General features: G+C 37.9%; 12 protein-coding genes and 2 pseudogenes. 1 reads left to right on the top strand and 13 read right to left on the bottom strand.

What is annotated here, in order from left to right; genetic code table 11:
• The 13 genes and pseudogenes from AC3WTI_RS20435 to AC3WTI_RS20375 all read right to left on the bottom strand — a co-directional run bounded on the left by AC3WTI_RS20435 (window position 1) and on the right by AC3WTI_RS20375 (window position 11,014).
• On the bottom strand, window positions 1-381 hold the full coding sequence (locus tag AC3WTI_RS20435; RefSeq protein WP_001267308.1) for a phage holin family protein: 381 nt from the start codon (window positions 379-381) through the stop codon (window positions 1-3).
• 114 nt (window positions 382-495) lie between these two features.
• Window positions 496-1,097: pseudogene (locus tag AC3WTI_RS20430) on the bottom strand (DUF4275 family protein).
• Between the two features lie 59 nt (window positions 1,098-1,156).
• The gene (gene uvrA / locus AC3WTI_RS20425; protein WP_142305838.1) at window positions 1,157-4,027 is read right to left on the bottom strand and encodes an excinuclease ABC subunit UvrA; all 2,871 of its coding nucleotides are present in this window, start codon (window positions 4,025-4,027) and stop codon (window positions 1,157-1,159) included.
• A gap of 11 nt (window positions 4,028-4,038) precedes the next feature.
• A complete protein-coding gene (gene uvrB / locus AC3WTI_RS20420; protein ID WP_087959306.1) occupies window positions 4,039-6,015 on the bottom strand; it encodes an excinuclease ABC subunit B in 1,977 nt (658 codons plus the stop codon).
• Window positions 6,016-6,167: 152 nt separating this feature from the next.
• Complete coding sequence (locus AC3WTI_RS20415; RefSeq protein WP_087959305.1) at window positions 6,168-6,599, bottom strand: DUF4362 domain-containing protein; 432 nt, start codon at window positions 6,597-6,599, stop codon at window positions 6,168-6,170.
• A 45-nt stretch (window positions 6,600-6,644) separates the two neighbouring features.
• Complete coding sequence (locus AC3WTI_RS20410) at window positions 6,645-7,265, bottom strand: hypothetical protein (RefSeq protein WP_097840924.1); 621 nt, start codon at window positions 7,263-7,265, stop codon at window positions 6,645-6,647.
• The gene (locus AC3WTI_RS20405; protein ID WP_142286722.1) at window positions 7,262-8,023 is read right to left on the bottom strand and encodes a MerR family transcriptional regulator; all 762 of its coding nucleotides are present in this window, start codon (window positions 8,021-8,023) and stop codon (window positions 7,262-7,264) included. The genes AC3WTI_RS20410 and AC3WTI_RS20405 overlap by 4 nt, the downstream gene beginning before the upstream one ends.
• A gap of 100 nt (window positions 8,024-8,123) precedes the next feature.
• Window positions 8,124-8,351, bottom strand: a complete 228-nt coding sequence (locus AC3WTI_RS20400; protein WP_087959303.1) for a hypothetical protein — start codon at window positions 8,349-8,351, stop codon at window positions 8,124-8,126.
• A 196-nt stretch (window positions 8,352-8,547) separates the two neighbouring features.
• Window positions 8,548-8,913 (bottom strand): annotated as a pseudogene (locus tag AC3WTI_RS20395) (ATPase).
• Window positions 8,910-9,131: a hypothetical protein gene (locus tag AC3WTI_RS20390; protein WP_144488545.1), complete on the bottom strand. Its 222-nt coding sequence runs from the start codon at window positions 9,129-9,131 to the stop codon at window positions 8,910-8,912. Before AC3WTI_RS20390 ends, AC3WTI_RS20395 begins: the two are co-directional and overlap by 4 nt.
• Before the next feature lie 18 nt (window positions 9,132-9,149).
• Window positions 9,150-9,539, bottom strand: a complete 390-nt coding sequence (locus AC3WTI_RS20385) for a hypothetical protein (protein ID WP_087959302.1) — start codon at window positions 9,537-9,539, stop codon at window positions 9,150-9,152.
• Window positions 9,540-9,550: 11 nt separating this feature from the next.
• Window positions 9,551-9,748: a helix-turn-helix transcriptional regulator gene (locus AC3WTI_RS20380; RefSeq protein WP_000538358.1), complete on the bottom strand. Its 198-nt coding sequence runs from the start codon at window positions 9,746-9,748 to the stop codon at window positions 9,551-9,553.
• A 243-nt stretch (window positions 9,749-9,991) separates the two neighbouring features.
• Window positions 9,992-11,014 (bottom strand): YeiH family protein, encoded by a 1,023-nt coding sequence (locus AC3WTI_RS20375; protein ID WP_142305792.1) that lies wholly within the window; start codon window positions 11,012-11,014, stop codon window positions 9,992-9,994.
• Window positions 11,015-11,165: 151 nt separating this feature from the next.
• On the opposite strand from AC3WTI_RS20375, the gene AC3WTI_RS20370 reads away from it, so the two are divergent.
• Window positions 11,166-12,059, top strand: coding sequence for a LysR family transcriptional regulator (locus AC3WTI_RS20370; protein ID WP_097840500.1), 894 nt, complete (start codon window positions 11,166-11,168; stop codon window positions 12,057-12,059).
• Window positions 12,060-12,079: the final 20 nt, after the last annotated feature.

Raw genomic sequence — 12,079 nt, 5'->3', positions numbered from 1 at the left:
TCATTTTCTCTTTTTTTCGTATAAAGGTTCCACAATTGCCTTTTCAATAATCATATTAAAAATTGAAATACAAATTGCCGCAACAATTGCTACACCAAATCCTGATATATTAAATGCATCTCCTAATAATGAATCTGCTATTTTTAACGTAATCGCATTAATAACAATCAAGAAGAAACCGAAAGTTACAACAGTAATTGGTAACGTAATTAAAATTAAAAACGGTTTTACGAACACATTTAAAACAGCCAAAATAATACTCGCAATAATTGCAGTTTGTATATTCGCTACGTAAAACGCGTCTGGTGCAATCCCTTTTAAAAGTCCGGATACAGCGATTAACACAACGCTATTTACAAGAAGTGATACAATCCATCTCATTTTCTTACACATCCTTTTGACATATATATTTCATCATACGCTAATAGATTATAAACGCAAGTATCATGCAAACACTTATATCAACTTATTCTACTCTTCCTGCTTGTATACCTACTAACATCTCTTTGTGAAATAGGGACCACACCATCTATGTTCATGAGTTTTCACAAAGGTCCAAGTAAAATCTTTACCTACAATATAGATATCGCCTTTATACATATCGTCCCTCTCACACAATATATCATCCATATGTAATAAACTCGCATCTTTTATTAGCAGTACATCATCACAATGTTGATAGAATATATAGCAATCCTTTTTCACTTCATTATGAAACGCATTCTCCGCTTCTTTACCCCCTAAACACTTCTTTTTCCCATAACTAAATATGTGCCAAAGATACCCACATGCATACTTATCTCCATACAGAAAGATGTCTTCCTTTTCCTCATCACTTAAATGATTTGCAAAGTTATCCTCCCAGCGCTTGCGAAAATAAAGTGAAACTTTAATCAGTGGGGGTTTTCTCCATCCCCCACTGATTATTAGTTGAACCAATCGGACTTTTATGGGCAGTTGATCCCCCGCCTAACTTCTTTGCTTTCGCTGAATTTTGAGGTGGGGGTCTTACTGCCCATTAAAGCGGGATAAACACCCCAATTTTTAAACTCTCTTACCTTCATGTTTTTCTTTCTTAAAACATCTGTAAACTCCATCTTCTCCCCCTATGAACGAAAAACCGAGTGCCATTTCCACTCGGTTTTTCGTAATACACTTATTGAGATAACTCTACTTCTTTTATTTTCTCTTTCATTCTTGCTTTATCACGATTTAAAATCTCTTTTAAATATTTACCTGTATATGAGCGCTCTTCTTTCACTACTTGCTCTGGCGTTCCGGAAGCAACGATTTGTCCACCCTTGTCCCCGCCCTCTGGGCCAAGGTCAACGATATAATCAGCTGTTTTAATTACATCTAAATTATGTTCAATTACAAGTACCGTTTCACCGCTCTCAACAAGACGTTGCAACACTTCTAGAAGACGTGCGATATCATGCGCATGTAAACCAGTCGTTGGCTCGTCTAAAATGTATAACGTACGTCCTGTAGAACGTCGGTGTAATTCAGAAGCTAATTTCACGCGCTGCGCTTCGCCACCAGATAACGTCGTAGCTGGTTGCCCTAATTTCATATAACCAAGCCCTACGTCTACAAGTGTTTGAAGTTTACGCTTAATTTTTGGGATATTAGCGAAGAACTCTACTCCATCTTCAATTGTCATCCCTAACACTTCAGAAATGTTTTTATCTTTATATTTCACTTCTAACGTTTCACGGTTGTAACGTTTACCGTGACAAACTTCACACGGAACATATACGTCTGGTAAGAAGTGCATTTCGATTTTAATAATTCCATCACCACGGCACGCTTCGCAACGTCCACCTTTTACATTAAAACTGAAACGTCCTTTTTGATATCCGCGCACTTTCGCTTCATTCGTTTGCGCAAACACATCACGAATATCATCGAATACACCTGTATACGTCGCTGGATTAGAACGTGGTGTACGGCCGATTGGTGATTGATCAATATCGATTACTTTATCTAAATGCTCAAGACCTTTAATCTCTTTATGAGTACCTGGCTTCGCTTTCGCTTTATATAACTTTTGCGCTAACGATTTATATAGTACTTCATTAATCATCGTACTTTTACCTGATCCAGATACACCCGTTACCGCTACAAATGTACCAAGCGGGAATGACATCTTCGCATTCTTTAAGTTATTCTCTTTTGCACCGATAATTTCCACTTTACGTCCGTCACCTTTACGTCTTTCAAGTGGAACTGGAATAAACTCTTTACCGCTTAAATAATTACCCGTTAGCGAATTCTCATCTTGCATCACTTCAGCTGGCGTACCTGCTGACACAACTTGACCACCGTGAATACCTGCACCAGGCCCGATATCAAGTAAATAATCAGCAGCCATCATCGTATCTTCATCGTGTTCAACGACAATTAACGTATTACCTAAATCGCGCATTTCTTGCAATGTACGAATAAGACGATCGTTATCGCGCTGATGTAAACCGATAGAAGGCTCATCAAGAATGTAAAGTACGCCAGTAAGACGAGAACCGATTTGCGTCGCTAAACGAATACGCTGCGCCTCACCACCTGATAAAGTTCCTGCAGCACGACTTAACGTTAAATAGTCTAAACCGACGTTTACTAAGAACCCAACGCGCTCTTGGATTTCTCTTAAAATTAAATGAGCAATTTTTTGTTGTTTCTCCGTTAGCTCCACATTCGAGAAGAATTCCTGTACTTCTTGAACAGAATACTTCGTTACGTCAGCAATCGTTTTCCCGCCAACGAAAACAGCTAAACTTTCAGGCTTTAAGCGCCCACCTTTACACTTCGGACAAGCTTGCTCTGCCATATACTTTTCCATTTGCTCACGAACATAATCAGAACTCGTCTCACGATAACGACGTTCAATATTCGGAATAACACCTTCAAATAAAATCTCATTTTCCTTTACTTGACCAAATTCATTTACATAGCGGAAATAAACTTTCTCTTCACCGCTTCCGTACAACACTTTATCAAATAAATCTTTTGGTATATCTTTCACAGGCACATCCATATCAACGCCGTAATGATTACATACAGATTGTAAAAGCTGCGGGTAATATTGTGAGCTTGTCGGTTCCCAAGGAGCAATCGCATGTTCATTTAATGATAAATCCCAGTTCGGAATAACGAGTTCTAAATCCACCTCTAACTTTGAACCGAGTCCATCACAAGAAGGGCATGCCCCGAATGGACTGTTGAATGAGAACATACGTGGCTCTAATTCTCCGATTGAAAAACCACAATGCGGACAAGCATGATGTTCACTAAATAAAAGTTCCTCTTCTCCCATTACATCGATTAACACTCGGCCTCCGCCAAGCTTTAATGCACTTTCAAGTGAATCCGCAAGACGGCTTGCGATTCCTTCCTTTACAACAATACGGTCAATTACAACTTCAATAGAATGTTTCTTATTTTTATCTAACGTAATCTCTTCAGATACATCAAGCATTTCACCGTCAACACGTACACGAACATATCCTTGCTTCTTAATATCTTCAAGCACTTTCACATGTGCACCTTTACGTCCAGAAACGATAGGAGCTAACACTTGTAATTTCGTACGTTCAGGATATTCAAGAACACGGTCTACCATCTGCTCTACTGTTTGTGATGTAATTTCAATGCCGTGATTCGGACAAATTGGCGTACCAATTCGCGCAAATAATAAACGTAAATAATCATAAATCTCCGTTACCGTTCCGACAGTTGAACGTGGATTACGACTCGTCGTTTTTTGATCAATTGAAATCGCTGGTGACAATCCTTCAATTGTATCTACATCCGGCTTATCCATTTGCCCTAAAAACTGACGCGCATACGCAGATAACGATTCTACGTATCTGCGCTGCCCTTCTGCATAAATCGTATCAAACGCTAATGATGATTTCCCTGAACCAGACAATCCTGTCACAACAACAAGCTGATTTCTCGGAATGGTTACATCAATATTTTTTAAGTTATGTGCTCTAGCACCTTTTACAACAATAAAATCCTTGCTCATGCTCACTCTGTTCACCCTTCCGCTTTTAATTCTAATAGTAAATCTCTCAATTCAGCTGCACGCTCGAAATCTAACGCTTTTGCTGCTTCTTTCATCTCTGCTTCCATCTTCGCAATTGTCTTTTCACGCTCTTTTTTCGTCATCTTCTTAGCTGGCGCTGCTTCATATGTTTCTGTTTCTTCAGCAGCTGTCGTTGCACGTATCACATCACGCACACCTTTTTGAATCGTTTTCGGCGTAATACCGTGCTCTTTATTGTAAGCTTCTTGTATCGTACGACGACGCTGCGTTTCTTCAATCGCAATTCCCATCGACCTCGTTATACGATCTGCGTACATAATTACGCGTCCGTTTTCATTACGTGCTGCACGACCGATTGTTTGAATTAATGAGCGTTCTGAACGTAAGAACCCTTCCTTATCAGCATCTAAAATAGCTACAAGTGATACTTCTGGAATATCTAAGCCTTCTCGTAATAAGTTAATACCGACAAGTACATCAAACTTACCAAGACGAAGGTCACGGATAATTTCAATACGTTCTAACGTTTTAATTTCAGAGTGAAGATAGTTCACTTTAATTCCTACATCTTTTAAGTAATCCGTTAAATCCTCTGACATCTTCTTCGTTAAAGTCGTAATTAATACACGTTCATTTTTTGCAATACGATCTTGAATCTCTCCTAATAAATCGTCAATTTGCCCTTCAATTGGTCGTATATCAATAGGTGGATCTAAAAGCCCTGTTGGACGAATAATTTGTTCTATTACTTCTGGTGACTGCTCTAATTCGTACGGTCCTGGCGTTGCCGAAACGTAAATAACTTGATTCGTTTTCTCTTCAAACTCATCGAATGTGAGCGGTCTATTATCTAAAGCTGAAGGCAGACGGAATCCATGATCCACAAGCACTTGTTTACGTGCTTGGTCACCGTTATACATCGCTCTTACTTGTGGCACGGATACGTGTGACTCATCCATAACGATTAAGAAATCTTCTGGGAAATAGTCTAATAACGTATATGGTGTTGCACCTGCCGGACGAAGCGTTAAATGACGAGAGTAGTTTTCAATCCCTGAACAAAAGCCCATCTCGCGCATCATTTCTAAATCATAACGTGTTCGCTGCTCTATACGCTGCGCTTCTAACAACTTGCCATTATCATTTAATTCCTTTAAACGCTCTTCTAATTCTTTTTCGATATTTTCAATAGCGACCTTCATCTTTTCTTCACGTGTAACGAAGTGAGATGCTGGGAAGATTGCTACATGATCACGTTCTGCTAATACTTCACCTGTTAACGCATTTACTTCGCGAATACGATCAATTTCGTCGCCGAAAAACTCAATTCGAATACAATGCTCGTCAAGTGATGCTGGGAAGATTTCAACTACATCTCCGCGCACACGGAATGTACCACGCTTGAAATCAATATCATTACGTCCATACTGCACATCAACAAGTTCACGAAGCAATTGATTGCGGTCCTTTTCCATACCAACTCGAAGTGAAACAACTAACTCGCGGTATTCTTCTGGAGAACCTAAACCATATATACACGAAACACTCGCAACAATAATTACATCATCCCGTTCAAATAATGCGGACGTTGCTGAGTGACGCAATTTATCAATTTCATCATTAATTTGCGCATCTTTCTCAATAAACGTATCTGTTTGCGGCACATACGCTTCTGGCTGATAATAATCGTAATAACTAACAAAATATTCAACTGCATTATTCGGGAAAAAATCTTTCAGCTCACTATATAGCTGTCCCGCTAACGTTTTATTATGAGCCATGACAAGTGTTGGCTTCTGCACTTCTTTAATGACATTTGAAATCGTAAATGTCTTACCCGTTCCTGTCGCTCCAAGCAACACTTGCTTTTTCTTTCCACTATTAATCCCCTCTACAAGCTTCTCTATAGCTACCGGCTGATCACCTTGCGGGGAATACGCTGAAATAATTTCAAATTGATGTTCCAATGAAAGTCCGACCTCCTCATAAAAAATCTGTATTATTATTTTACCACGAATGCCCATAAAAAACCTAAAAAAACGAACAGATATTCGGTAAAATTTTCGACAATATATACATAGAAAAAGGAAGGAGTAAAAACTTCCTTCCTCTACTAACTCTATTTTTTAGGTACATATAATAAATCATATCCATTGCGCCCATTTTCATTCACACAGTCTATTAACCTATAAGCCGTTTGTGATTCACGCTGCTCTTTAACAATCCTTTTACAGCTATCTTCATCCATGCCTGTATGATTACCAGCAAATCGATCTTGCCTATTATCTAACATATGAATTATATCTGTCCCACTATACTCTAATGTTTGAAAAATCGGATCACCTTCATGTGTATAATGTACAATTCTTATTTTATCAACTTCCCCTTGGTCCACATTCAAAATGAACTTTTCGAATTTATCTAGATTGGAAATTCCCTCTCTCTTTACAATGACATCATTCTCTTTATCAATTGCAATGTTAGATTGCGAGCATGCTACTAAACTAAAGAAAAATAGGCATATAAAACCACTTCTTTTTCCTATTGTCATCCTCTCCTAGAAAAAGCATTTGTATACTGCAGAAGCTACTTTCCTCTACGAAAGTAGCTTCTCTTTTCCTTTCTCCTTCTTCGGAAAAAGAACATATGAAAATGAAATAACTGTATCCACTAAAAGTATAATCGCCCAAACTTGGCTAACACGACTTGCAGCTTTATTTAAAACGATTCCCGATTCTAACCAATTACCCCATTGTTCAAATGGAATAAATCCATACGCGAAGAAAAAGAATATGTGCACACCAACAAATAAGACAACATGTAATACCCAATTTTTTATTTCCTGCTTCGCATAAGCCATACCTGTTAATTCTACGTGCTCTTCCATAATTGGCGCTGGTTCATTCCGCCATTTCGCAACTAGCTTTTGCGCAAATATATCAAGCTTCTTCAAATCCTTTTTCCCGTAGAAAACTGCATACAATAAAATAATTACTGTAATGATTTGAAAGTTAGAGAACTTTCCTGTTTGGTAATAATCCACTACTCCTAAGGTTAAAATGAACACTTCATTTACGAGGAGTACAATCCCCATAATAAAGCTTGCCTTCTTCAAACGGAATCCGTAACGGAGTAAAAAGAAACCAATAGCCGATAACCAAAATACAATCTCTGCCCCAATTAAAAAATACCAACGATATTCTGCAAGTATACTCATTTATCCTTCTCCTTTTCATCATATATACGAAAAGCTTCATCCATATATAATAAAAGTTCTTCTTCAATTGGATACATGCTCATTTTCTGTGAATCTTCCTTCGATTTTCTAACTTCCCATAACTTATCTAAAAATGCTTCATCACCATTGGCCATTTCTAAACACTTCTGCATTAATCTTTTCGTTGCCCCTTGTACCTCATCACTTGCAATTTCTTTACCATCTTTCATAAAAGTGCGAAATTGCTTTAATAAATCTACCCACTCTAAAACATTCGGATCTTCTTCACTCATATTTGGCAAATTATGAAGCAATTTTTGTTCTTCCTTTGAAAATACTTCATTTTGAAATATTTCACGTATACGAGACGACTGTTTCGAAAGCTGAATCAGTTCAAACATAACTTTCCAATCAAGTTCACCCTCTACATCTACCGAATAAACAACAGCTTGTAAAACACGCTCCATTCGATTGAATTTCTTTTGTTCTTCCTGTACAAATCGAAGTTGTTTTTCAAGCGAGTCCTTTAAATTAAGCTCACCTTTTACTAACATATTCGCAGACTCTTTTAATGAAAATCCCATTTCCTTTAAAAATAAAATCTGTTGGAGACGTATTACGTCAGCTTCACTATATAAACGATGCCCACCTTCTGTTTTCCCGCTCGGCTTTAATAAATCTATCTGATCATAGTAACGTAATGTACGTACTGTTACCCCTGTTTCTTTCGTCAATTGTTGTATTGAAATCACTACCATCACCTCTTCTCCTTCATTATAAAAGATGACGTTACGTCACTTTCAAGACTTTTGTAAAAAAAATACAAAAAGCTGTTTATACTCTTCGTATAAACAGCTTTTACGGAAATAATCCTTTTTGTACAGCGCGCCCACAAAATAAAATAAGTGCTCCAACAACAACACTCGTTGCTGTTTTATGATAATGAGCTGATAGTAATAAATAATAAGATAAACCGACAGTACCAATCATAATACAAACGCTTGGCACTGGATAACGAGAGAAGTTTTGCATTCCCCAAAACAAAGCAAAAATAGCCGTAGCGACACATAATACCGGTAATCCCATTCCAGTTCCCCTTTTTCTATCTATTCCTTGTTGCTAACACACTCGTCGATGCCATACTTATTAATAAAGTGAAACTTTAAGCAGTGGGGGTTTTCTTCATCCCCCACTGATTATTAGTTGAACCAATCGGACTTTTATGGGCAGTTGATCCCCCCACCTAAATTCTTTGCTTTCGCTGAATTTTGAGGTGGGGGTCTTACTGCCCATTAAAGTCGGATAAACCAAAAATTACAATATATAATAACTCATTTACATGTACTACTTGCCTATCTAAACACTTATTTACACAAAGATACACAATGAACAATAACACGAAGCTTGTCATACTAGTCGTAAAATATGACTTCATCTTGTTCACAACTCGCTCATCAATTGACGGTACTCCCTCTTCTTTCAAACGCTTCTATTCTCTATATTCCGCAATACTATATAAAATGACTAGTGCTACATTCGATATAAAAATAGTTCCCCACGAAATACTTACAATCATTAAACTCACATTTAAAACAAGACCTGCTAAAAACAAACTTCCTATAAAACGTATAATATGTTGCTTACTCATACATGATCAGCCTCTTTTTGATTTCTATATTTCCACTTCGGCCAATAGTTCACAAGAAAATACACCCACTGCCCTAGTACAAACAAAACAAACGGCATACCAGCATTTCTATCTACAATTAAATTATATAAACTCCATATTGCCAAACTAATCGTAAAAAACAACCCTACATATTTAAACGCTTTATCCGACTGAAATCTCTCAAACTCATCTTGAATTTTTCATTCCTCCTATCCCTATGCTCGTTTTCCTATCATAACTCCTATGATGAGACTACCTGCAAACAAGGAACTACATATTGTAAATATTTCTTGGATAGGCATAACAGCTCTTCCTATTGCTTTACTCGCAACAATATAAACAATAAGCAATAGAAACGCGAATACAAATGAAACATTTACATATTTTTTTATATTTTCATTTACTCGCTCGTCTATATCTGGAAGTTCTTCTTTTTTGTACTTACGCTTTTTGTAATACGTATACACTATGAAAAATACAATTGCTAAAATGTTACTCACTACGAGCGGTAAAATTGGTATAGCCGGATTCATAATATGAACTACAATGTCTCCCAAAAACAATCCAATAGTCGCACCAATCAATAACTTTTTAGTATCGTCCATTTTCTCTCCCCTTACTCTAGCGTAAAGATTTCCTCCACCTTCATCCCAAAATATTTGGCGATTTTTAAGGATAACTCTAGACTCGGGTTATAATGATGATTTTCAATCGCCACAATCGTCTGCCGCGTCACCTGCATCGCCTTTGCCATTTCAACTTGCGTTATATGATGTTGCTTTCTTAATTCTTTTATTTTATTTTTTACACCCATAGGCTCCACCTTCAAAAGTAAAGATATCTTTACTTTAATTATAAATATTTTCCAGTTACAAGTAAAGATATCTTTACAAATTTTAGAAAAACATTTCACTATGCACCTTCTTTAACAAAGTACAGGCGTAATTCAATTTATATCAGCGATTTTTTTAATATATCGATTTACCGACATCCATAGCCCTATAATTATAAGAAAAAGCTGTTCCCAAATACCTCTGGGAACAGCTTCTCCGCCCTACTACATAAATCCTAACACATATACAAGAACGTATCCAAGAATAGAAAGGCAAACCGAACCAATTAGCCCTGCCACAAACGCTTTGCTTCCTAACTTACGGAACGTTTTAAATTCTACATTTAAACCAAGCCCCGCCATCGCCATTGCGATAAGCATGTAAGCAAGGACAACAATGTATCCCGCAACAACTTCTGGTATAACCCCAAGCGAGTGTACCGCACTCATCGCTAAAAATCCGAAGATGAACCACGGAATCGGAAGATCGCGCCACGATCTTTTTTCTTCGCTACCTTCGCTCTTACCAAACCATAACCCAATTAAAATCGCTACCGGCACAAGCATTGCAACGCGCGTTAGCTTCACAATAACTGCAATGTCTACAGCTGCGCTTCCTCCTGGTGCCGCGGCTGCGATCACATGGGCGATTTCATGAAGCGTCGCACCTGAGAATACACCGTAACCGTACGGTGAGAAGCCAAGCACTGGGTATAATAGCGTATAAATAAGTGTAAATATTGTACCTAAAATGGCAATAATCGCTGCGCCGACTGCCGTTTCCTCATCCTTCGCTTTCACTTGCGGTGCAATTGCCACGACCGCTGCCGCGCCGCAAATTGCCGTCCCGCACGCTGTTAAAATTCCAAGTTTCTTCTCTACTTTAAATACTTTCGTTAGTCCATATACTACGAAAATCGTAAATGTAATCACAACCGCTGCGATGACCAATACTTTCGGCCCCGCCTTCGCAATATCAACAAGATTTAATCGCATTCCAAGTAAAATGATTCCGAAGCGAAGTAACTTCTTACTCGCAAAGTTCGTCCCTGCAATTGCATCATGAGGAATTCCAATTACCGCACGCCAAACCATCCCGATTAGAATAGCAATTACTAATTGTCCCATAATATTTAAAAATGGAAGCTCTGCTAAATATTTCGCCGCAATTGCGATTAATAGTGTAATCCCAATTCCTTGCGAAAACCCAAAACGCTTCTTCTTTTGTATAACAAGTGTTTGTTCCACTGTGAACCACTCCAATAATCGTATTGGAACATGCATGTTCTATCTACTTACATTATAAGAGAGTTTCTATAATAAGTTTAATACCAATACCAAATCTCTATCATCAGAAATACTTATGATAAGATGAAAGAAAAAGAAAGGAGCTCATTACATGAACGTAGATATTTTAAAAATTTTCGTTACTGTCGTAGAACAGAAACACTTCTCCCGTGCAGCAGAATTATTAAACCTTTCACAGCCTGGCGTAAGTATGCACATTCGCAACTTAGAAAATGAATTTGGAACTACACTCATTCAGCGCTCCCCGAAGCACGTTCAAGTGACAGAGGCTGGAAACATTTTATATATACACGCAAAGCAAATGCTCTCCCTTTACGAAGATGCTAAACAAGAAATTAACGAACTACATAACGTTGTAACAGGAACTCTTCGCATCGGTGCTAGTTTTACAATCGGTGAATACTTACTTCCAAAAATACTGGCTAACTATGCGAATGAAAATCCACACGTCGAAGTTCATACTTTTATCTCAAATACAGAAGATGTTTTGCAAAACCTTCGCTCTAATCAAATTGATATCGGCTTAGTGGAAGGGCAAGTCGTATACGCCGACGTTGACGTTGAAACATTTATGCAAGATGAAATGAAGCTCGTCGTTCCGCCAAATCATCCACTGCTCCGCACAAATGAAATAAATGAAAGCACACTCCAAGATCAAGTATGGGTATTAAGAGAAAGCGGCTCTGGTACACGTGCTTACAGTGATCGTTTTATTCATCAACACCATTTGAAAATGAAACGATTCTTTACATTTAGTAGTATCCAAAGCGTAAAGGAAGCAGTTAGTGCCGGGCTTGGCATCGCTATCCTTTCTGATTGGACTGTACGGAAAGAGCTACTGGCAAAAGAACTATTCCACGTCGAAGTTCCAAATGAACAACTCATCCGTCCATTCTCCATCGTGCGCGGTAAATATTTTATTCCGTCTAAAGCTATTCAAGTATTTTTAAATCATGTAAATTCCTTTGCGAAAAAACAGGTTTGACCTTCACATTCGTGTAAAGA

It is taken from the genome of Bacillus sp. EB106-02-03-XG38 (assembly GCF_058792175.1).
This window is presented reverse-complemented; position numbering and strand designations above follow the sequence as displayed.

Coding starts and splice junctions, on each gene's coding strand:
- AC3WTI_RS20435 (WP_001267308.1), bottom strand. CDS start 381: ATGAGATGGATTGTATCACTTCTTGTAAATAGCGTTGTGTTAATCGCT.
- uvrA (WP_142305838.1), bottom strand. CDS start 4,027: ATGAGCAAGGATTTTATTGTTGTAAAAGGTGCTAGAGCACATAACTTA.
- AC3WTI_RS20415 (WP_087959305.1), bottom strand. CDS start 6,599: ATGACAATAGGAAAAAGAAGTGGTTTTATATGCCTATTTTTCTTTAGT.
- AC3WTI_RS20410 (WP_097840924.1), bottom strand. CDS start 7,265: ATGAGTATACTTGCAGAATATCGTTGGTATTTTTTAATTGGGGCAGAG.
- AC3WTI_RS20405 (WP_142286722.1), bottom strand. CDS start 8,023: ATGGTAGTGATTTCAATACAACAATTGACGAAAGAAACAGGGGTAACA.
- AC3WTI_RS20400 (WP_087959303.1), bottom strand. CDS start 8,351: ATGGGATTACCGGTATTATGTGTCGCTACGGCTATTTTTGCTTTGTTT.
- AC3WTI_RS20385 (WP_087959302.1), bottom strand. CDS start 9,539: ATGGACGATACTAAAAAGTTATTGATTGGTGCGACTATTGGATTGTTT.
- AC3WTI_RS20380 (WP_000538358.1), bottom strand. CDS start 9,748: ATGGGTGTAAAAAATAAAATAAAAGAATTAAGAAAGCAACATCATATA.
- AC3WTI_RS20370 (WP_097840500.1), top strand. CDS start 11,166: ATGAACGTAGATATTTTAAAAATTTTCGTTACTGTCGTAGAACAGAAA.